At 69.6% G+C, this 19,463-nt stretch carries 22 protein-coding genes and 5 tRNA genes; 7 read left to right on the forward strand and 20 right to left on the reverse strand.

What is annotated here, in order from left to right; genetic code table 11:
* Nucleotide 1: 1 nt before the first annotated feature.
* The gene (locus tag QF037_RS14850; protein ID WP_307025426.1) at nucleotides 2–1,933 is read right to left on the reverse strand and encodes a DAK2 domain-containing protein; all 1,932 of its coding nucleotides are present in this window, start codon (nucleotides 1,931–1,933) and stop codon (nucleotides 2–4) included.
* 258 nt (nucleotides 1,934–2,191) lie between these two features.
* Here QF037_RS14850 and rpmB point away from each other — a divergent pair, with 258 nt between their 5' ends.
* Entirely contained in the window at nucleotides 2,192–2,377 is a 186-nt protein-coding gene (gene rpmB, locus QF037_RS14855) for a 50S ribosomal protein L28 (RefSeq protein ID WP_003973430.1), read from the forward strand.
* A 115-nt stretch (nucleotides 2,378–2,492) separates the two neighbouring features.
* Here the strand turns inward: rpmB and thiD are convergent, their stop codons facing one another.
* Together thiD and QF037_RS14865 are read right to left on the reverse strand one after the other, a co-directional pair.
* Entirely contained in the window at nucleotides 2,493–3,311 is an 819-nt protein-coding gene (gene thiD, locus QF037_RS14860; protein ID WP_307025428.1) for a bifunctional hydroxymethylpyrimidine kinase/phosphomethylpyrimidine kinase, read from the reverse strand.
* Nucleotides 3,308–4,273 (reverse strand): thiamine-phosphate kinase, encoded by a 966-nt coding sequence (locus tag QF037_RS14865; protein ID WP_266887579.1) that lies wholly within the window; start codon nucleotides 4,271–4,273, stop codon nucleotides 3,308–3,310. Before QF037_RS14865 ends, thiD begins: the two co-directional genes overlap by 4 nt.
* A gap of 205 nt (nucleotides 4,274–4,478) precedes the next feature.
* Between QF037_RS14865 and QF037_RS14870 the strand changes: the two genes are divergently transcribed.
* Both QF037_RS14870 and QF037_RS14875 read left to right on the forward strand, forming a co-directional pair.
* On the forward strand, nucleotides 4,479–4,712 hold the full coding sequence (locus tag QF037_RS14870) for an Lrp/AsnC family transcriptional regulator (protein WP_003997603.1): 234 nt from the start codon (nucleotides 4,479–4,481) through the stop codon (nucleotides 4,710–4,712).
* A 20-nt stretch (nucleotides 4,713–4,732) separates the two neighbouring features.
* Nucleotides 4,733–5,236: a DUF3515 domain-containing protein gene (locus QF037_RS14875; RefSeq protein ID WP_307025430.1), complete on the forward strand. Its 504-nt coding sequence runs from the start codon at nucleotides 4,733–4,735 to the stop codon at nucleotides 5,234–5,236.
* A 25-nt stretch (nucleotides 5,237–5,261) separates the two neighbouring features.
* On the opposite strand, the gene QF037_RS14880 is transcribed toward QF037_RS14875, so the two are convergent.
* Genes QF037_RS14880 through QF037_RS14890 form a run of 3 tightly spaced genes read right to left on the reverse strand, consistent with a single transcriptional unit; the run spans nucleotide 5,262 to nucleotide 8,262 of the window.
* Nucleotides 5,262–6,419, reverse strand: coding sequence for a D-alanine--D-alanine ligase family protein (locus tag QF037_RS14880; protein WP_307025431.1), 1,158 nt, complete (start codon nucleotides 6,417–6,419; stop codon nucleotides 5,262–5,264).
* A gap of 59 nt (nucleotides 6,420–6,478) precedes the next feature.
* Entirely contained in the window at nucleotides 6,479–7,489 is a 1,011-nt protein-coding gene (locus QF037_RS14885) for an NAD(P)H-dependent glycerol-3-phosphate dehydrogenase (RefSeq protein ID WP_307025433.1), read from the reverse strand.
* Nucleotides 7,486–8,262 carry a lysophospholipid acyltransferase family protein gene (locus QF037_RS14890; protein WP_307025434.1) on the reverse strand — a complete coding sequence of 259 codons (777 nt, stop codon included), beginning with the start codon at nucleotides 8,260–8,262 and terminating at the stop codon, nucleotides 7,486–7,488. The genes QF037_RS14885 and QF037_RS14890 overlap by 4 nt, the downstream gene beginning before the upstream one ends.
* A gap of 154 nt (nucleotides 8,263–8,416) precedes the next feature.
* Here QF037_RS14890 and cofC point away from each other — a divergent pair, with 154 nt between their 5' ends.
* Both cofC and QF037_RS14900 read left to right on the forward strand, forming a co-directional pair.
* On the forward strand, nucleotides 8,417–9,055 hold the full coding sequence (gene cofC / locus QF037_RS14895; RefSeq protein ID WP_307025436.1) for a 2-phospho-L-lactate guanylyltransferase: 639 nt from the start codon (nucleotides 8,417–8,419) through the stop codon (nucleotides 9,053–9,055).
* A gap of 106 nt (nucleotides 9,056–9,161) precedes the next feature.
* Nucleotides 9,162–9,353, forward strand: coding sequence for a hypothetical protein (locus QF037_RS14900; RefSeq protein ID WP_307025440.1), 192 nt, complete (start codon nucleotides 9,162–9,164; stop codon nucleotides 9,351–9,353).
* A gap of 70 nt (nucleotides 9,354–9,423) precedes the next feature.
* Here QF037_RS14900 and QF037_RS14905 read toward each other — a convergent pair whose 3' ends face one another.
* The 4 genes from QF037_RS14905 to leuC all read right to left on the reverse strand — a co-directional run bounded on the left by QF037_RS14905 (nucleotide 9,424) and on the right by leuC (nucleotide 12,730).
* Complete coding sequence (locus QF037_RS14905) at nucleotides 9,424–10,074, reverse strand: HU family DNA-binding protein (protein ID WP_307025442.1); 651 nt, start codon at nucleotides 10,072–10,074, stop codon at nucleotides 9,424–9,426.
* A 136-nt stretch (nucleotides 10,075–10,210) separates the two neighbouring features.
* Complete coding sequence (locus tag QF037_RS14910; protein ID WP_046258874.1) at nucleotides 10,211–10,441, reverse strand: hypothetical protein; 231 nt, start codon at nucleotides 10,439–10,441, stop codon at nucleotides 10,211–10,213.
* A gap of 265 nt (nucleotides 10,442–10,706) precedes the next feature.
* On the reverse strand, nucleotides 10,707–11,300 hold the full coding sequence (gene leuD / locus QF037_RS14915) for a 3-isopropylmalate dehydratase small subunit (RefSeq protein ID WP_307025445.1): 594 nt from the start codon (nucleotides 11,298–11,300) through the stop codon (nucleotides 10,707–10,709).
* Nucleotides 11,301–11,305: 5 nt separating this feature from the next.
* On the reverse strand, nucleotides 11,306–12,730 hold the full coding sequence (gene leuC / locus QF037_RS14920; RefSeq protein ID WP_307025447.1) for a 3-isopropylmalate dehydratase large subunit: 1,425 nt from the start codon (nucleotides 12,728–12,730) through the stop codon (nucleotides 11,306–11,308).
* A gap of 193 nt (nucleotides 12,731–12,923) precedes the next feature.
* Here leuC and ndgR point away from each other — a divergent pair, with 193 nt between their 5' ends.
* Nucleotides 12,924–13,640: an IclR family transcriptional regulator NdgR gene (gene ndgR / locus QF037_RS14925; protein WP_007384919.1), complete on the forward strand. Its 717-nt coding sequence runs from the start codon at nucleotides 12,924–12,926 to the stop codon at nucleotides 13,638–13,640.
* Between the two features lie 75 nt (nucleotides 13,641–13,715).
* On the opposite strand, the gene QF037_RS14930 is transcribed toward ndgR, so the two are convergent.
* Complete coding sequence (locus QF037_RS14930) at nucleotides 13,716–14,240, reverse strand: DUF4188 domain-containing protein (RefSeq protein ID WP_307025449.1); 525 nt, start codon at nucleotides 14,238–14,240, stop codon at nucleotides 13,716–13,718.
* Nucleotides 14,241–14,329: 89 nt separating this feature from the next.
* Here QF037_RS14930 and QF037_RS14935 point away from each other — a divergent pair, with 89 nt between their 5' ends.
* Complete coding sequence (locus tag QF037_RS14935; RefSeq protein ID WP_307025450.1) at nucleotides 14,330–14,974, forward strand: MerR family transcriptional regulator; 645 nt, start codon at nucleotides 14,330–14,332, stop codon at nucleotides 14,972–14,974.
* 53 nt (nucleotides 14,975–15,027) lie between these two features.
* Here QF037_RS14935 and QF037_RS14940 read toward each other — a convergent pair.
* From QF037_RS14940 to QF037_RS14980, 9 genes are all read right to left on the reverse strand, one after another.
* Nucleotides 15,028–15,100: transfer RNA gene (locus QF037_RS14940), tRNA-Glu, on the reverse strand.
* A gap of 31 nt (nucleotides 15,101–15,131) precedes the next feature.
* Nucleotides 15,132–15,203 (reverse strand) — tRNA-Gln (locus QF037_RS14945).
* A 20-nt stretch (nucleotides 15,204–15,223) separates the two neighbouring features.
* A tRNA-Glu gene (locus tag QF037_RS14950) sits at nucleotides 15,224–15,296 on the reverse strand.
* Nucleotides 15,297–15,358: 62 nt separating this feature from the next.
* Nucleotides 15,359–15,431, reverse strand: a tRNA-Glu gene (locus QF037_RS14955).
* Nucleotides 15,432–15,471: 40 nt separating this feature from the next.
* Nucleotides 15,472–15,543 (reverse strand) — tRNA-Gln (locus tag QF037_RS14960).
* Nucleotides 15,544–15,633: 90 nt separating this feature from the next.
* A complete protein-coding gene (locus tag QF037_RS14965; RefSeq protein WP_307025452.1) occupies nucleotides 15,634–16,365 on the reverse strand; it encodes an HAD family hydrolase in 732 nt (243 codons plus the stop codon).
* A 94-nt stretch (nucleotides 16,366–16,459) separates the two neighbouring features.
* Entirely contained in the window at nucleotides 16,460–17,944 is a 1,485-nt protein-coding gene (gene gltX / locus QF037_RS14970; protein ID WP_307025454.1) for a glutamate--tRNA ligase, read from the reverse strand.
* A complete protein-coding gene (locus tag QF037_RS14975; RefSeq protein WP_307025456.1) occupies nucleotides 17,928–18,704 on the reverse strand; it encodes a fumarylacetoacetate hydrolase family protein in 777 nt (258 codons plus the stop codon). Before QF037_RS14975 ends, gltX begins: the two co-directional genes overlap by 17 nt.
* Before the next feature lie 116 nt (nucleotides 18,705–18,820).
* Nucleotides 18,821–19,006 carry a hypothetical protein gene (locus QF037_RS14980; RefSeq protein ID WP_046258883.1) on the reverse strand — a complete coding sequence of 62 codons (186 nt, stop codon included), beginning with the start codon at nucleotides 19,004–19,006 and terminating at the stop codon, nucleotides 18,821–18,823.
* Nucleotides 19,007–19,463 lie beyond the last annotated feature (457 nt).

Consider the following 19,463-nt stretch of genomic DNA (forward strand, 5'->3'; position numbering starts at 1 on the left):
GCTACTCGACCCCGATGAGCAGCAGGGCGCCTTGGCGTCCGCCGCGGTAGACCACCGTGTCGACGCCGAGGTATCCCTCACGCACGCGTGCTTCGAGGTGGTCGGCGATGGACTCGGGTGCCTCGTCGCCGAGGACGAGGGTGACGAGTTCGCCGCCCGCCGAGAGCATGCGGTCCAGGACGGTCTCGGCGGCGGCGGTGACATCCGAGCCGATGACGGACACGTCGCCCTCGATGAGGCCGAGCACGTCGCCGGCCTGGCAGATGCCGGCCATGGTCCAGGACTGGCGCTCGGCGAGGGCGACCTCGGCGTAGCGGGTCGCGCCGGCCGCCGAGGTCATCGACACGACGTCCTCGTCGAAGCGGCGCTCGGGCTCGTGCACGGCGAGCGCCGCGATGCCCTGGACGGCGGAGCGGGTCGGGATGAGGGCGACGCGGATGCCCTCCGCGCGGGCCTGTTCGGCCGCCGCGGCGGCGGTGTGGCGCAGGTCGGCGTCGTTGGGCAGCAGGACGACCTCGCGCGCGTGGGCCCGCCGTACGGCTTCGACCATCTCCCCGCTGGCGGGCGGCTCTCCGGGCCGCGCGAGCACGGTCGTCGCGCCGGCCTCGCTGTAGAGCCCGGCCAGGCCCTCGCCGGGTACGACGGCGACGACGGCCCGCTGCACCCGCTCCCGCGGCGGCCGCTCACCGCCCCGCGTGTGCACGTCGCCGAGCCCGAAGTGTGTGATCCGGATCCGGTAGGGCCGCCCGGCCTCGACTCCCGCCTCCACGGCGGCGCCCGCGTCGTCGACGTGCACATGGACGTTCCACAGCCCGTCGCCGCCCACCACGACGAGCGAGTCCCCGAGACCGTCGAGCCGCATCCGCAACCGGTCCACGGCGTCGTCCTCGGCCTCCAGCAGATAGATCACCTCGAAGGCGGGCCCGCCCTGCTCAAGGGGGCTGTCGGCGCACTCGTCGACGTCACCGGGGCCCACCGCCCCCGCCGCACGGGCATCGGTCCGAACCGCCGGGCCGGAGTCGAAGGCCGTCTCGCCCCCGCCGAGGGGCAGGGAGCCTCCGTGCGGATCGCCGTGGGCCGCGGAAGCAACGCCGCCGGGTGCCGTACCAGCACCGGCCGCCCCGGCCCGGCCGTCAGCAGGCGCCGCGACACCGTCAGCCGTCTCCGCGCCACCGCTCTCCACGCGCGCGTGGAAGGCCCCTGAGCCTTCGTGCCCCACCCGCGGGAGCCGCCCGGGGACCGCCCCCGGCGCCTCCCCCGTGAACGTCTCCACCAACGCCCCGAGCACGGCCACCAGTCCCCGCCCCCCGGCGTCGACCACCCCGGCGCGCTCCAGCACGGCGAGCTGGCCGGGAGTGGCCGCGAGAGCCTCCCGTGCCCCTTCGTAGGCGGCCCGGGCGACCGCCCCGCAGCCGCCGTCGGTCGTCTCGGCCGCGTCGGCCGCCGCCGAGGCGACCGAGAGGACCGTGCCCTCGACCGGGTGGGCCACGGCCTGGCGGGCGGAGTCGGCGGCGTGCCGGAAGGCGAGCCGCAGGCCGGCCCCGTCGGTGTGAGCTGTGTCGCTGTCGGCGGCGAGCACCTGGGCCATGCCGCGCAGCAGTTGCGCGAGGATCGTGCCGGAGTTGCCCCGGGCGCCTATGAGGGCGCCGTGCGCCATCGCACGCGCCGCGTCGGCCGGCGACGGCTTCCCGGCACCCCCCGAGCCGCCCGGGTGGCCTCCGGGGCCGACCTCGTGGCCCTCGAAGGCGGCCTCGACGGCCGCGACGGCGGACTCCATGGTCAGGTACAGGTTCGTGCCGGTGTCCCCGTCGGCGACGGGGTAGACATTGATCGCGTCGATCTCCTCGCGCGCCCGCCCCAGCGCCGTCAGCGCGAGGCCGCACCAGGTGCGTACCGCGAGAGCATCGAAGAATGTCTGCGGCACCTGCGCCACCTGCGCCTCCCTGAGCTGCCCGGACGTGGACGCAGCGTAGACCCCGGAGAGGTGTCCGCCGGAAGAGGGCCTGGAGCAGGCCCATGAGCAGCCATGGTAGTTTCGTTGTACTGGCGCAGTCGTTGTATGCTGCTCCGGTTGCCCGATCTCATCGGGCCATTTCCCCCGGCAGCGCCACTCAGATCTCTGATCCTACGATCTCGATCCCGGCACGCCGGGTTCTATCCGTAAGTGCATCTGAAGTCTTTGGAGTGACCCGTGGCTGCCAACTGCGACGTCTGCGGCAAGGGGCCGGGCTTCGGCAACAACATCTCGCACTCGCACCGCCGTACGTCCCGTCGCTGGAACCCGAACATCCAGCGCGTCCGTACCGTGGTCAGCGGGACGCCGAAGCGCGTGAACGCTTGCACCTCGTGCATCAAGGCCGGCAAGGTCTCGCGCTGACGCACAGTTAAGCGCGCGGCCACTGCTGGTTCGCTGTAAGTAGCCGGTCCACCGTCAGGTGGGTCGGCTTCTTGCTGTACCTGGGAAACGCCCGCCGACCGGAGGGCCACGGCCGTCAGGCCGAGGCAGTACCCGGCCCTGCCGGAGACCTGAAGGCCCACCCGTGATCCACGGGCCCGATACCCCCGCCCAGCGCGAACCCGCCCCGGATCGCCCCGGTGACGTACTCCTTGGCCGCCGCCACCGCCTCCGGCACGGACCGCCCCTTGGCGAGGTGCGAGGCGATCGCCGAGGCGAGCGTGCAGCCCGTGCCGTGCGTGTGCCGGTTGTCGTAGCGGGGCGAGCGCAGCCAGTGCTCCTGCGAGCCGTCGGTGAGCAGATCGACGGCGTCGCCGGTGAGATGGCCGCCCTTGACCAGGGCCCATTCCGGTCCGTACGACAGGACGGCGGCCGCGGCCCGGCGCAGGTCGTCCTCAGTCTCCACCCGTACGCCGGTGAGCTGCGCCACCTCGTCGAGGTTCGGTGTCGCCACCGTGGCCACCGGCAGCAGCTTCGTCCGCACCGAGTCCAGCGCGGACGCGGCCAGCAGCGAGTCGCCGTGCTTGGAGATGCCGACCGGGTCGACGACGGCCGGGGCGTCCGTGCCGCCGATCAATTCGGCCACCGCCTCGACGAGTTCCGCCGAGGCCAGCATGCCGGTCTTCACGGCCTGTACGCCGATGTCGTCGACGACGCTGCGGTACTGGGCCCGCACGGCCGCCACCGGCAATTCCCAAGCCCCCTGCACGCCGAGGGAGTTCTGCGCGGTGACGGCCGTGACGACGCTCATGCCGTGCACGCCGAGCGCGAGCATCGTCTTCAGGTCGGCCTGGATCCCGGCGCCTCCGCCGGAGTCGGAGCCCGCGACCGTCAGCACCCTCGGCGGCGCGCTCACGACTCGATGTCCCCGAAGTGGTCCCAGCCGCCCTTGCTGGTCCAGGGCGCCCCGTCGACCGTCACCTGGGGCAGCGCCGAGGGGTTGAGGACCTCGCCGATGACCTTCCAGCGGGCCGGCAGCTTCACGTCCGGCGGGAAGGTCGCCACGATCGCGTGGTCCTCTCCCCCGGTCAGCACCCACTGCATGGGGTCGACGCCGACGGCCTGCCCGATGTCGTTCATCTGGGACGGGATGTCGATCGCGCCGGAACGGATGTCGATACGGACCTTGCTGGCCTCGGCGATGTGCCCGAGGTCGGCGATCAGCCCGTCGCTCACGTCGCACATCGCGGTCGCGCCGAGCCCGGCGGCCGCGGGGCCCGCGTGGTACGGCGGTTCGGGACGCCGGTGCGCCTCCACGAAGGCGCGCGGCGAGCGGAAGCCGCGGGAGAGCACCGCGAACCCGGCCGCGGACCAGCCCAGCCAGCCGGTCACCGCGACGAGGTCGCCGGGCTGTGCGCCGCCGCGCGTCACGGGCTCCTGGTTGCGCAGATCGCCGAGCGCGGTGATGGAGACCATGATCGTGTCCCCTCGTACGACATCCCCGCCCACCACCGAAGCGCCCGCCACCTGGCACTCGTCGCGCAGCCCGTCCATCAGCTCGCTCGCCCAGGTGACCGGGAGTTCGGCCGGCACGACCAGGCCGAGCAGGAGGGCCGTCGGTACGGCGCCCATGGCGGCGATGTCCGCGAGGTTCTGTGCGGCGGCCTTGCGGCCCACGTCGTAGGCCGTGGACCAGTCGCGGCGGAAGTGCCGTCCCTCCAGGAGGATGTCGGTGCTGGCCACGACCCGGCGGTCGGGAGCGGCCACCACCGCGGCGTCGTCGCCGGGGCCGACCCGGACCGCCGGGGTGGTGGTGAGACGGGAGGTGAGCTCCCTGATGAGCCCGAACTCCCCGAGCTCACCAACAGTGCCCTTCATTGCCCTTTCGCCCCTTCTGTCCCTTGTTGTGCCCGGTCGCGCGTGACCAGTGTCCTCGATACGGTCGAAGAGACCGTCAACTTCTGTCATGCCTGCCCCCGGCGCGGAGGCCGCCTGCCCCACAGGTCTCCCCGCGACGAGCGGCGACGCGATACCGTGGCGTTCCTTTTCCCCACATGATCCTCGTGGCCGCCCTGGAGGTTCCGTGGTACAGGCGTACATCCTGATCCAGACGGAGGTCGGCAAAGCGTCGACCGTCGCCGAGACGATCAGCAAGATTCCTGGGGTGATCCAGGCCGAGGACGTGACAGGACCTTATGACGTGATCGTGCGGGCACAGGCCGACACCGTGGACGACCTGGGCCGCATGGTGGTCGCGAAGGTCCAGCAAGTGGACGGCATCACCCGCACCCTGACCTGCCCGGTCGTCCATCTGTAGCCCCCGTCTACCCTTGGCCGGTGAACTTCTTCCGTCACCGGCACCGCACTGTCCTCGGGCTGCCCGCCCTGGCCCTGCTGATCGTCACCACAGGGTGCTCCTCAGCAGACGACGGTGACTCGGTGACGGTTCCCAGCCCCACGGCGAAGGTCGCGAAGCTGTGCCGAAACCTGGACAGTGTCCTGCCGGACAAGGTCGACGGTCTCGACCGGCATGATCCCGAGCCCGCGTCCGCGCTGACGGCGGGCTGGGGAAGCCCGGCGATCATACTGCGCTGCGGTGTCGTCCGGCCGCCGAAGATGGTCGACCCCAAGGTCGCGACCGGAAGCGACCCCAAGGCGATAGCGGGCGAGGTGAACGGGGTCGAGTGGCTCATGGAGAAGCAGGACGACGGATCGACCCGCTTCACCACGGCCAACCGCCATGCGTACGTCGAGGTGACGGTGCCCGAGGGGCGGGACACCGCGGGGATGCTGACCGACATGGCTTCCCCGGTCAAGAAGGCGATCCCCTTCGGGAAGTGAGCCCCACGGCTTCCCGGAGGGGCTGCTAGCGCAGGCCCGTGGAGCGCCGGAGCGCCGCCTGGATCAGCAGGTCCACCAGCTCCGGGTAGCTGATCCCGGTCGCCTGCCACATCTGCGGGTACATCGAGATCGGGGTGAACCCCGGCATCGTGTTGATCTCGTTGATGACGAACTCCCCGTCCTCCGTCAGGAAGAAGTCCGCGCGCACCAGGCCCTCGCAGGACGCCGCGTCGAAGGCCGCCACGGCGAGGCGCCGGACCTCCGCCGTCTCCTCGGAGGTCAGCGGGGCCGGGACGATGCCCGGGGTGGAGTCGATGTACTTGGCCTCGAAGTCGTAGTACGCGTGCGCGTCCGGCGGCGGGATCTCCGCGGGGACCGAGGCCCGCGGGCCGTCCTCGAACTCCAGGACACCGCACTCGATCTCACGGCCGCGCAGCGCCGCCTCGACGAGGATCTTCGGGTCGTGCCGCTGGGCCTCGGCGATGGCCTCGTCCAGCCCGGACGGGTCGTCGACCTTGGTGATGCCGATCGACGAACCCGCGCGCGCGGGCTTCACGAAGAGCGGCCAGCCGTGCTCGCCGGCCAGGTCGACGATCTTCCTGCGGGCGGCCGGCTCGTCCTGCTCCCACTCGCGGGGCCGAATCACCACGTACGGGCCGACCTTGAGCCCGAAGGAGGTGAACACCCGCTTCATGTACTCCTTGTCCTGGCCGACGGCCGAGGCGAGCACGCCCGAGCCGACGTAGGGGACACCGGAGAGCTCCAGCAGGCCCTGGAGGGTGCCGTCCTCGCCGTAGGGACCGTGCAGGACGGGGAAGACGACGTCGACCTCGCCGAGTGCCTTGGGCACCGATCCCGGCTCGCTGTAGACGACTTCGCGGTTCGCGGGGTCGACGGGAAGCACCACGCCGCCCTCGCGCGACTCGGCGAGCTCCTCGACGTTGGGCGTCCGGCGCTCGGCGATCGCCATCCGGTCCGGCTCGTCGGCGGTGAGGGCCCAACGGCCGTCCTGCGTGATGCCGATCGGCAGGACGTCGTACTTCGTCCGGTCGATGGACTTGAGGACGGCGCCGGCCGTGACCACGGAGATCCCGTGTTCGGAGCTGCGCCCGCCGAACACGACGGCCACGCGCGGCTTGCGAGGCGGCTGCTCAGGGCTCTGGGGGAGGTTCTCGGTGCTCATATCGCGTTGAGAGTACCCGTTGGTAGAGCCCCGATACAGCGTCCCTCAACCGGCGTCGCTCAGCGTCGTTCCGGCTTCGCGCTGCGCGACATCAGCTCCTTGACGGCGACCACCGGAGGCTTGCCCTCGTGCACGATGGCGACGACCGTCTCGGTGATCGGCATGTCGACGCCGTGCCTGCGTGCCAGATCCAGCACGGACTCACAGGACTTGACGCCCTCGGCGGTCTGCTTGGTGACCGCGATGGTCTCCTGCAGGGTCATGCCCTTGCCGAGGTTGGTGCCGAAGGTGTGGTTGCGGGACAGCGGCGAGGAGCAGGTCGCCACCAGGTCGCCCAGACCGGCGAGTCCGGAGAACGTCAGCGGGTCGGCGCCCATCGCCAGCCCCAGGCGCATCGTCTCGGCGAGGCCGCGCGTGATGAGGGAGCCCTTGGTGTTGTCGCCGAGCCCCATGCCGTCCGCGATGCCGACGGCGAGCCCGATGACGTTCTTCACGGCGCCGCCCAGCTCGCAACCGATCACGTCCGTCTCGGTGTACGGCCTGAAGTACGGCGTGTGGCAAGCCGACTGGAGCCGCCGGGCCACCGTCTCGTCCGCGCACGCGACCACCGCGGCGGCCGGCATGCGGGCCGCGATCTCGCGGGCGAGGTTGGGTCCGGTGACCACGGCGATGCGGTTCGGGCCGACCTTGGCGACGTCCTCGATGACCTCGCTCATCCGCATGGCGGAGCCGAGTTCGACGCCCTTCATGAGGGAGACGAGGACCGTGTCGGGCGCGAGCAGCGGCACCCACTCGGCGAGGTTGCCGCGCAACGTCTGTGAGGGGACGGCGAGTACGGTGAAGTCGGCGTCGCGCGCGGCCTCGGCGGCGTCCGTCGTCGCCCGTAGATTTACCGGGAGTTCGACGCCGGGCAGGTAGTCCGGGTTGGTGTGCGTGGAGTTGACCGCTCCCGCGAGTTCGGCGCGGCGGCCCCACAGGGTGACCTCGCAGCCCGCGTCGGCCAGCACCATGCCGAAGGCGGTGCCCCACGATCCGGTGCCGAAGACGGCCGCCTTGACCGGCTTGCTCACGTGCTCTGCCCCTCTTCCTGCTCGACCTTCGCCTGAGTCTGCGCGGAGGTCCTGCGCCGCTGCTCGATCCGCTCCTGGCGCGGGTCGTAGGGTGACTCGGGCGCCCTCTCGCCGCGGATCTCCTCCAGCTGGCGGGTGACCGCGGCCATGATGACCTCGGTCGCCTCCTTCAGGAGTTCCGGGCTCATCTCCTTGTCGTAGAAGCGCGACAGGTCCACGGGGGGACCCGCGAGGACGTGCGAGGTCTTGCGGGGACGGAGGTTGAGCTTCTTGGCGTACGGCGGCAGCAGTTCGTTGGCGCCCCACTGCGCGACCGGGATCACCGGGCACTTGGTCTGCAGGGCCACGCGCGCGGCGCCGGTCTTGCCGGTCATGGGCCATTGGGCGGGGTCCCGGGTGATGGTGCCCTCGGGATAGAAGGCGACGCACTCACCGCGTTCCACGGCGTCGATCGCGGCCCGGAAGGCGCTCAGCGCGTCGGTCGTCTCGCGATAGACGGGGATCTGTCCGGTGCCGCGCATGACGGCGCCGATGAATCCCTTCTTGAAAAGACCGCTCTTCGCGAGGAATCGCGGAACGCGGCCGGTGTTGTACTGAAAGTGTGCGTAGGCGAAGGGATCGACGTGCGAATTGTGGTTCACCGCGGTGATAAATCCACCGTCGGCCGGAATGTTCTCCATTCCGCGCCAGTCCCGCTTGATCAGAACCACCAGAGGCGGTTTGGCGATCACCGCTGCGAGGCGGTACCAGAAGCCGATTCTGCGGCGGGGCACGCGGACACCTTCCTCTAGGGCCTGAGGGCCGGACAAGTGTCGCCCCAGGCCGCCCGTCTGTCGAGAACACCGTACGCCTAGGGGCGACGGCCGCCAGATGGCCCAGGTGACGGCTGAGTGACAATGCTCGCGACAAGAGAGGGACGGAACGCTCGTGCAGTGGACCTTGGTCGTACCCCTGAAGCGCCTGGCGCGCGCCAAGAGCAGGCTCTCGGACACCGCCGCCGACGCGATGCGTCCGGGCCTGGCCCTCGCCTTCGCCCAGGACACGGTGGCAGCCGCGCTGGCCAGCCCTGCCGTCGCGGATGTGGCGGTCGTCACGGACGACGCCCTGGCGGCGCGGGAGCTGATCGCCCTGGGTGCCCGCGTCATCCCGGACGAGCCGCGCGCGGGCCTGAACGCGGCGCTGGCGCACGGGGCCGCGACCGTACGTGCTCGGCACCCCGAAAGCGCCGTGGCAGCCCTGAATGCCGATGTGCCGGCTCTGCGCCCCTTGGAATTGGCCCGGGTACTGGATGCGGCCGCCGAATTCCCCCGTGCTTTTCTCCCGGATGCGGCCGCGATCGGCACGACTTTGCTGGCCGCCGCCAAGGGCCAGGAATTGCGCCCGGCTTTCGGCACGGATTCCCGGGCCCGCCATCGCGCGTCGGGGGCGGTGGAGCTGTGTCTCGCCGGGGTGGATTCCGTACGACAGGACGTGGACACCGGCGACGACCTGCGGGCGGCGCTGGCGCTGGGGGTGGGCCCAAGGACGGCAGTGGCAACCGCGGGACTATTGATCAGGGGCCAGTAGGAGCGCCCGAAGGGGCGCGGGGGCCGTATCGATGTGCGGCTCCGCCGCGCGCGCGACCAGCCACAACGCAACCCGCACCCGACCACCAGCCACTACTCTGACGACCATGCAGGCCACCGCTTACACGTACGACGCCGATACCCGCACCGGCAGCGTGCTGCTGGACGACGGCACCCCCGTCCCCTTCGACGCCCCGGCGTTCGACGCAGGCGGTCTCAGGCTCCTGCGCCCCGGGCAGCGGGTGCGTATCGAACTGGAGGACTCCAAGGTCACCCTCGTGACCCTCCAGACCTTCTGAACCCCCTGAACACGCCGCGGGCCGGACTCCGACACGGAGTCCGGCCCGGCACGTGAGTACCCTTGCGCCCCTACCGCTTGCGGGCGGTGGTCTTCTTGGCGGTGGTCGTGCGAGCCGTCGACTTCTTGGCGGGAGCCTTCTTGGCCGTCGCCTTCTTCGCCGGGGCCTTCTTGGCCGTCGCCTTCTTGGCGGTGGTCTTCTTCGCGGCGGTGGTCTTGGCGGCGCCCGTGGTCTTCGTGGCCGTCGCCTTCTTCGCCGTGGTCTTCTTCGCGGTCGCCGTGGTCTTCTTGGCGGTCGTCTTCTTCGCCGTGGTCTTCGCGGCGGCCGTCGCCTTCTTCGCCGGGGCGGCCTTCCTCGCGGCGGCCTTCTTGACCGTCGCCGAAGACCCGCCGGTCAGGCTGCCCTTGGGCGCCTTCTTGACCGCGACGTCGTTCTTCGGGAGCTTCTTCGTGCCGCTCACCAGGTCCTTGAAGCCCTGGCCGGCACGGAAGCGCGGAACGGAGGTCTTCTTGACCCGAACCCGCTCGCCCGTCTGGGGATTGCGGGCGTAACGAGCCGGACGGTCGACCTTCTCGAACGAACCGAAGCCGGTGACCGAGACCCGGTCCCCCGCCACGGTCGCGCGGACGATGGCGTCCAGGACCGCGTCGACCGCGTCGGCGGCCTGCTGACGGCCACCGACCTTGTCGGCAATCGCTTCTACGAGCTGCGCCTTGTTCACGTCTTCCCCTTCGGAGACATTGCCCGAACGAAACGTTCAGGCTTTTTCGCACGTTAGGCAGATATATACCGCAAATCAAACACGAAACGGGCTTATCACCCTTGTGCCGCAACGGGTTCGACTGTTGTGGACTTGTTCAGCGTTCCTCTTCGGGGAATCGACCCGCGTCGAGGTCCGCCGTGAAGGCCTCCAGACGCCTTGCCGCATCGGCGAGATCGTGCTTGGCCGCGGCCGTAATGACCAGCAGCTTCCGGGTCAGCGCCATCCGTACGCCCTCCGGGACTTGCAGTGCGCGCACTCTTGTGTGCGCTTCCTTGAGTTGGTCCGCGACTGCCGCATAGAGCTTGAGTTGGCCGTCGTGTTCCATGCACAGATTGTGCCATCTGGGGCGAGTTGTCGCCTGCTCAGGGTGCAACTGCCGCCTCAAACGGCCTTCCGGGCGCTTGCGGAAGCCGCGGGTGTACAACTCGCGTACCCCGGCAACACCCCTCCTAACGCGGGAAGTTGAGGACGGTCACGAGCGGGTGCAGGGCCGTTCGGGTGCAGACACAGTCGTACCCCCGATCGGGCTGATCGGGGGTACGGCGGGGGCGTTGCGGTGGCCGAAAGTCGACCTGTTGGACGCCTTGGGATCAGACCTCGATCGTCCGCGGCTTGTACGAGGGCCGCTTGGCCTCGTAGGTGGCGATGTCTTCCTCGTTCTGAAGGGTGATGGAGATGTCGTCCAGCCCGTTCAGCAGCCGCCAGCGGGAGTTCTCGTCCAGCTCGAAGCTCGCGGTGATGCCCTCGGCGCGCACCTCGCGGGCCTCCAGGTCGACCGTGACCTCGGTCTGCGGGTCCTTCTCGGTGAGGTCCTGGAGCGCGTCCACGATCTTCTGGTCCAGAACCACCGTGAGCAGGCCGTTCTTGAGCGAGTTGCCGCGGAAGATGTCGGCGAACCGGGAGGAGATGACGGCCTTGAAGCCGTAGTTCTGCAGCGCCCACACGGCGTGCTCACGGGAGGAGCCGGTGCCGAAGTCGGGGCCGGCGACCAGGACGGTCGCACCCTCGCGCTCGGGCTGGTTGAGGATGAATTTCTCGTCCTTGCGCCAGGCCTCGAACAGACCGTCCTCGAACCCGTCCCTGGTCACCTTCTTGAGCCAGTGAGCAGGGATGATCTGGTCGGTGTCGACATTGGAGCGGCGCAGCGGGACGGCCCGGCCGGTGTGCGTGGTGAATGCTTCCATGACTCTCAGACTCCAGCGGGCACAGGGGCGTCGGACAGGTCGGCGGGCGAGGCCAGGTGGCCCAGCACGGCGGTCGCGGCGGCGACCTGCGGCGAGACCAGGTGCGTACGGCCGCCCTTGCCCTGCCTGCCCTCGAAGTTGCGGTTGGAGGTGGACGCGGAGCGCTCACCGGGGGCCAGCTGGTCCGGGTTCATGCCCAGACACATCGAGCAGCCCGCGTGCCGCCATTCGGCGCCGGCGTCCTTGAAGACGACGTCCAGGCCCTCGGAGACGGCCTGCAGACCGACCCGTGCGGAGCCGGGGACGACCAGCATCCGTACGCCGTCGGCGACTTTGCGGCCCTTGACGAGCTCGGCGGCGGCGCGCAGGTCCTCGATACGGCCGTTGGTGCACGAACCTACGAAGACGGTGTCCACCTTGATGGAGCGCAGCGGCTGTCCGGCCTCCAACCCCATGTATTCCAGGGCCTTTTCGGCGGCGTGGCGCTCCGAAGCGTCTTCGTACGAAGCAGGATCGGGGACGGTCGCCGAAAGCGGCGCGCCCTGGCCGGGGTTGGTGCCCCAGGTGACGAACGGCGACAGCTCGTCGGCCTTGATGACGACCTCGGCGTCGAACTCCGCGTCCTCGTCCGACTTCAGCGTCTTCCAGTACGCGACGGCCGCGTCCCAGTCCTCGCCCTTGGGGGCGTGCACGCGGCCCTCGAGGTAGTCGAAGGTGGTCTGGTCGGGGGCGATCATGCCCGCGCGGGCGCCGGCCTCGATCGACATGTTGCAGATGGTCATCCGGGCCTCCATCGAGAGCTTCTCGATGGCGGAGCCGCGGTACTCCAGGACATAGCCCTGGCCGCCGCCGGTGCCGATCCGCGCGATGATCGCCAGGATCAGGTCCTTGGCGGTGACGCCCTCGGGCAGTTCGCCGTCGACCGTGATGGCCATGGTCTTCGGACGGACCAGCGGCAGCGTCTGGGTGGCCAGCACATGCTCCACCTGGGAGGTGCCGATGCCGAACGCCAGACCGCCGAAGGCGCCGTGCGTGGAGGTGTGGGAGTCGCCGCAGACGACCGTCATGCCGGGCTGGGTCAGACCCAGCTGCGGGCCCACGACGTGGACGACACCCTGCTCGACGTCGCCCAGCGAGTGCAGGCGCACACCGAAGTCGGCGGCGTTCTTGCGCAGCGTCTCCAGCTGGACCCGGGAGACCGGGTCGGCGATGGGCTTGTCGATGTCGAGGGTCGGGGTGTTGTGATCCTCGGTGGCGATGGTCAGGTCGAGCCTGCGCACCGGGCGACCGCTCTTGCGAAGGCCGTCGAAGGCCTGCGGGCTGGTCACTTCGTGCAGCAGGTGCAGATCGATGAAGAGGAGGTCGGGCTCGCCCTCGGCGCGCCGGACGACATGGTCGTCCCAGACCTTCTCCGCGAGTGTCCTACCCATCGCTTTCCCTCCGGCCGGCAAATGGTGCGCCGGCCCAACTAGAGATCTTCAGGAAGCGGCGCCCGCACCCCCTGGTTTCCCGGGCAGCCGCCACCAGGCCCGTTGGTCCGCGGGCCCGCTGTGTATCCAAGGGTTGCGCGTCTCACGAAAAAAGGAACTTGCGTTTCACAGAGTGAGACGTGAGTATCGTTTCATGGACAACAGTAGCGGCGTCGGCGTTCTGGACAAGGCAGCCCTTGTCCTCAGCGCCCTGGAGTCCGGCCCGGCCACCCTCGCAGGTCTTGTGGCGGCCACCGGACTGGCACGACCCACGGCCCACCGGCTGGCCGTGGCCTTGGAACACCACCGTATGGTGGCGCGCGACATGCAGGGCCGTTTCATTCTCGGCCCCCGGCTGGCGGAGCTGGCCGCGGCCGCGGGCGAGGACCGCCTGCTCGCCACCGCGGGCCCGGTGCTCACGCATCTCCGTGACATCACGGGCGAGAGCGCGCAGCTCTACCGCCGCCAGGGCGACATGCGCATCTGCGTCGCCGCGGCCGAGCGGCTGTCCGGACTCCGGGACACCGTCCCGGTCGGCTCGACGCTCACGATGAAGGCCGGCTCCTCGGCCCAGATCCTGATGGCCTGGGAGGAGCCCGAGCGCCTCCACCGCGGCCTGCAGGGCGCCCGTTTCACGGCCACCGCGCTCTCGGGCGTACGACGCCGGGGCTGGGCCCAGTCCATCGGTGAGCGCGAGCCGGGCGTCGCGTCCGTGTCCGCGCCCGTACGCGGTCCCTCCAACCGAGTCGTGGCCGCCGTCTCGGTCTCCGGCCCCATCGAGCGCCTGACGCGCCACCCGGGCCGTATGCACGCCCAGGCGGTCATCGATGCCGCCGCCCGCCTCTCCGAGGCCCTGCGCCGCACCGGCTGACGAACCCGGGACATCACAGCGGGGAGGACCTGCCCCAACGCCGCGGCAGGCCCTCCCCGTCCCCCGATCCCCCCGTCACTTGGCTTCTTCGGCCACCTTCGCCTTCGCCGACCGGTGCGCGAAGCGGTCCTTGCCGGTACGTCCCCGCCGCTCCAGCGGCACCTGACCGTGCGCCGCCGCGAGTCCGAAGGCCGGCATGTCGGCGTAGATCGACTCGTAGGACCCCTCGGGCACGACATAGGTCTCGTGCCACAGCCCGACGTGCTGCCTGGCCTTCCCCGCCTTCTCCTTGCGGTTCATGATCGCCCACGCCCGGCGGTGGAACATGTCCGGTGCCTGCGCGTAGGCGTAGAGCTTCTCCTTGGACTCCCAGTACTGGACGACGTAGTACGTCCGCGGGTTGGCCGTCAGCAGGACATGGCCGAGCAGTCCCCGCTCGGGCGCCCTCCCCAGCTCGCGCAGCATCCGCGGCATGGCCAGGAGCACCGGGAACCAGTGGTGCACGGCCCAGAAGTGGTTGATGCGCATGCCGATCAGCAGGACGACCACATCGCCCTCGGCGTCGGCGGTGGTGCGACCCGGTACCGGCTTGGCGAACATGACGAGCCCCCGTTTCCCCTGTCGGACAGCGGCACTATCCTTCTGAGCAATGCTTGGATAGTGGCACTCCCCAATGAAGGGCGCAAGACATGCGGCTGGCCGAACTGAGCGAGCGCAGTGGGGTGTCCACGGCGACGATCAAGTACTACCTGCGCGAAGGGCTGTTGACCCCCGGCCGCCAGATCAACACGACGACGGCCGAGTACGACGAGGAGCACCTGCGCCGGCTGAGGCTGATCCGCGCGATGATCCAGGTCGGCCGGATGCCGGTGGCGACGGTCCGGGAGGTGCTGGGGCATGTCGACGACGATTCGCTGCCCCGCGCGATGCGTCTGGGCGCGGCGGTGTGGGCCATGCCGCAGGTGCCGGAGCCGGACGCGGACGACGAGTTCGTGCGGGGGGCGCGGGCCTCGATGGAGGAGCTGCTGCGGACGCTGGGGTGGTCCAACGCCCAGGCCCTGACGACGATCTCGCCCTCTTTCCGCTCCCTCGTGGTGGCGACGGCCGCACTGCGCCGCCTCGGCTACGACTGGGATCCCGAAACCCTCGTGCCCTATGCCCGGCTCATGCACCAAGTGGCCGAGCTGGACATGGAGTTCATGGAGTCGCATGTCTCGGAGGCCGAGAAGGCGGAGGTCGCGGTGCTGGGTGTGGTGCTCGTCGAGCCGATGCTCCGGGCACTGCACCGGCTGGCGCAGGAGGAGGAGTCGACGCGGAGGTACGGCTACGAGTAGGCCGCCGGGAACGGCGAAGGCCCCCCACCGAAGTGGAGGGCCTTCCCTGTACGTACCCCCGACCGGATTCGAACCGGCGCTACCGCCTTGAGAGGGCGGCGTGCTAGGCCGCTACACAACGGGGGCCCTAGCGATCCTGCGTTTCCGCAGTTCCGAGCTGGTCTACCTGGACTCGAACCAAGAATGACGGTACCAGAAACCGTAGTGTTGCCAATTACACCATAGACCAATAAGGTTTAAACCTTTTCGTACCCCCGACCGGATTCGAACCGGCGCTACCGCCTTGAGAGGGCGGCGTGCTAGGCCGCTACACAACGGGGGCCCTAGCGATCCTGCATCGAGATCGGCGGGAGCTACCCTGACCATCCTCGCGGGAAGGATCTGTACCCCCGACCGGATTCGAACCGGCGCTACTGCCTTGAGAGGGCAGCGTGCTAGGCCGCTACACAACGGGGGCTTTGCGGAATCGATCTCCGCTTGCAGATGAGCTCTGCGAGCTGGCCTACCTGGACTCGAACCAAGACTAACTGAACCAGAATCAGTCGTGCTGCCAATTACACCATAGGCCACTGGAACGCAAGCCCCGAAGGGGATCTTGTTCTAGTTTGCTCCGTCGGTCCCGGCCTTTCGGCCCGCTCTCCGGCGGCGCAGGAAGAACATTACCCGAAGGTGGACGGGGCTCCAAAACGGGTATCCGCGCCGAGGAGGGCGGGGAGTTCGGCGAGCGTGGCGATCCGGTGCAGGCCGACGGGCGGCGCCCCGGTCGCGTACACGCCGTCGCGGTCGATCCAGAAGGAACGCAGGCCGGCCTCGGCGGCACCGCGTCCGTCGATCTCCGGATGGTCACCGACGTACGCCACCTCCCCCGGGGCGAGTTCCAGGGCCTCGCAGGCCGCGTGGAAGGCACCGGCCTGCGGCTTGGAGACGCCCAGCTCGGCGGCGCAGAGGACGGCCTCGAAACGGTCGTACACGCCGAGGGCGCGCAGTTTGCGGTCCTGGACGTGGATGCTGGAGTTGGAGAGCACCGCGTGCCGGTGGCTGTCGGCGAGGGCGTCCAGGACGGGCAGGACGTCCGGGAAGAGGGCCCAGACCGTCTCGTAGTGGGCGATGTACCGCTCGAACCAGGCGTCGGCCTCGGTGTCGCTCAGTTCCGCGCCGAGGAACGCCCGCACCCGGTCCCGGCGCTGGCCCTGGAAGTCGACCTCCCCCGCCGAGAACCGCGCCCACTGGACGTCCGTGATCTCCCGCCAGGTCACGATGGCCTGCTCGGCGCTCTCGTACGCCTCCAAAAGCCCCTCGGCCGCGAGGTGCAGACGCATTCCGGCGCGGTCGGCACCGGTGTAGTCGAAAAGGGTGTCGTCCACGTCCCAGACCACGGCACGAATGCTCATGATCCGACCGTAACCCGGGAGTTGCCGCCCTGTCCGGGGTACGGCGAAGGGGCGGCACCCGGTGACCCGGTGCCGCCCCTCACGTGCGCGTGCGTCACGCCGTCAGCTTCACCAGGGCCGTGTCGATGCGGGCCAAGGTCGTCTCCTTGCCCAGCACTTCCAGGGACTCGAAGAGGGGCAGGCCGACCGTGCGGCCGGTGACGGCGACCCGGACCGGGGCCTGGGCCTTGCCGAGCTTGAGGCCGTGGGCCTCGCCCGCCGCCAGGACGGCCTCCTTGAGGGACTCGGCGGAGGTCCAGTCCGCCGACTCCAGCTTCTCGCGGGCCGTGCGGAGCAGGGCGTCGGAGCCGTCCTTCATCGCCTTGGTCCAGGACGCCTCGTCGAAGACCGGCTCCGCCAGGAACAGGAAGTCGACGTTGTCCGTGATCTCCGAGAGGACCTTCAGACGGGTCTGGGCGTGCGGGGCAATGGCGTGCCACTTCGACTCGTCGAAGTCCTCCGGCGCCCAGGGGGCGAACGGGGCCCGCAGCCACGGGGCGCAGCGCTCGGTGAAGTCCTTCACGTCCAGCAGGCGGATGTGGTCGCCGTTGATCGACTCGCACTTCTTGAGGTCGAAGCGGGCCGGGTTGGGCTGGACGTCGGCGACGTCGAAGGCCGCGACCATCTCGTCCATCGTGAAGATGTCCTGGTCGGCCGAGAGCGACCAGCCGAGGAGGGAGAGGTAGTTGAGCAGCCCCTCGGGCAGGAAGCCGCGCTCGCGGTACAGGTTGAGCGAGGACTCCGGGTCGCGCTTGGAGAGCTTCTTGTTGCCCTCGCCCATCACGTACGGCAAGTGGCCGAAGGACGGGGTCTGCTTGGCGATGCCCAGCTCGGTCAGCGCCTTGTACAGGGCGATCTGGCGCGGGGTGGAGGAGAGCAGGTCCTCGCCGCGCAGGACGTGGGTGATCTCCATCAGGGCGTCGTCGACGGGGTTCACGAGGGTGTAGAGGGGCGCCCCGTTGGCTCGTACGATCCCGTAGTCCGGCACGTTCTCCGGGGTGAACGTCAGCTCGCCGCGGACCAGGTCCGTGAAGGTGATCGTCTCGTCGGGCATGCGGAAGCGGACGATGGGCGCACGGCCCTGCGCCTTGTACTCCTCGACCTGCGCCTCGGTCAGCTCGCGGCAGTGGCCGTCGTAGCCGGAGGGCCGACCGGCGGCGCGGGCGGCCTCGCGGCGGGTGTCCAGCTCCTGCTGGGAGCAGTAGCAGTGGTACGCGTGACCGGCGTCCAGGAGCTTGCCCGCGACCTCCTTGTAGAGGTCCATGCGCTGCGACTGGCGGTACGGGGCATGCGGGCCGCCGATCTCGGGGCCCTCGTCCCAGTCGAAGCCCAGCCAGCGCATCGAGTCGAGCAGCTGCTCGTAGGACTCCTCGGAGTCGCGGGCCGCGTCGGTGTCCTCGATGCGGAAGACGAGCGTGCCCTGGTGGTGCTTGGCGAACGCCCAGTTGAACAGGGCGGTGCGGACCAGGCCCACATGGGGGTTACCGGTGGGCGAGGGGCAGAAACGTACGCGGACGGGTGCGCTAGCCACGCTTGACAACCTTGTTGGTGAGAGTGCCGATGCCTTCGATGGTGACGGCGACCTCGTCGCCGACGGTGAGCGGCCCGACGCCTGCCGGGGTGCCCGTGAGGATCACGTCGCCGGGGAGCAGCGTCATGGCCTCGGAGATGTTGACGATCAGATCCTCGATCGGGTGGATCATCTCGCTGGTGCGGCCGAGCTGGCGCTGTTGGCCGTTGACCGTGAGCTGGATCGTGAGATCGGCGGGGTCGAGGTCCGTCTCCACCCAGGGGCCGAGCGGGCAGGAGGTGTCGAAGCCCTTGGCCCGGGCCCACTGCTTCTCGCGCTTCTGGACGTCGCGGGCGGTGATGTCGTTGGCGCAGGTGTAGCCGAGGATGACGTCCTTGACCCGGTCGCGCGGGACCTCGCGGCACATGCGGCCGATGACCACGGCCAGCTCGGCCTCGTGGTGGAGGTCCTGGGAGAAGAACGGGTACTGGATCTCGTCGCCGGAGCCGATCACCGAGGTGGACGGCTTGAAGAAGGCGAACGGGGCGTCGGGCACCTCGTTGCCCAGTTCCCTCGCGTGCTCGGCGTAGTTGCGGCCGTAGGCCACGACCTTGTTGGGGAGCACCGGCGGCAGCAGCCGGACCTTGCTCAGCGGGACCTTCGTACCGGAGAGCTCGAAGTCCGCGAACGGGATGCCCTTGATGATGTCGAGGACGAGCTCGTCCGGCTTGTCGCCCTCGACCGCGCCGAAGGCGACGTTCCCGTCGATGGAGAATCTGGCGATGCGCACGGGATCCTTGCGCCCCTCACTTGAGCTGTCTGGAGTCTGACGCTCCAGGCTAACGCGGCAAGGGGCCGGCGCCTCGCGCATTGGGGCGGGCGCCCCGACGGCTCTACGAGCGTGATCTACTCGGCGGTGGCGGAGACCGGGACGTCCATCAGGATCGTGCGGCGCGGGTTGGCGGTCTGGGCCGGGAGGTCGACCGAGTGCTCCGGGAGCTCCGGGGTCTGCAGGTCGTCGGCGTCCTCGAGGTGCGCCAGCGTCGTGCGCCGCGGGTTGGCTATGTTGCGGAACATCATCGTCGTCTTCACGGTTGTACGAGACCTTGTCGTCTTAGGGCGCCGCATGGGTCCCAAGGGGCTCCGGGCGGGCGCGGGTTGTCAAAGTGTTACGTCATGTAAAGCGCCAGGCTAAACATGCGCTTCCCCTCCGAAGGCGTGAAGACCCCATGATCTGCATGTGAGTTTGCTCACGGGGTGACACACAAAGCGGTCAATTCAGACCCGCAACCCACCCCAACGAAACGGACATTGACCCCCTGAAGCCACCATTCCGCTCCTGATCATGGCGACTGGGACACCCTTGTCCCACAAGGGATCCGTTCAGGTATGTCCACTATTGAGTGGATCACTTTCTACGTCTCGTAACCCGTCCCTCACGTGCTGTCACGGAAGTCACAGCCTGGCCTACGGCCCTTGTTGGAGATCCTGCACTGTGCTGGAATCTCACGGACCGCCGCAGGAACGAGCCGGCGCACTGGGGGCGCTC

Origin of the sequence: Streptomyces canus, from assembly GCF_030815415.1 — a bacterium.
GTDB lineage: Bacteria > Actinomycetota > Actinomycetes > Streptomycetales > Streptomycetaceae > Streptomyces > Streptomyces canus_F.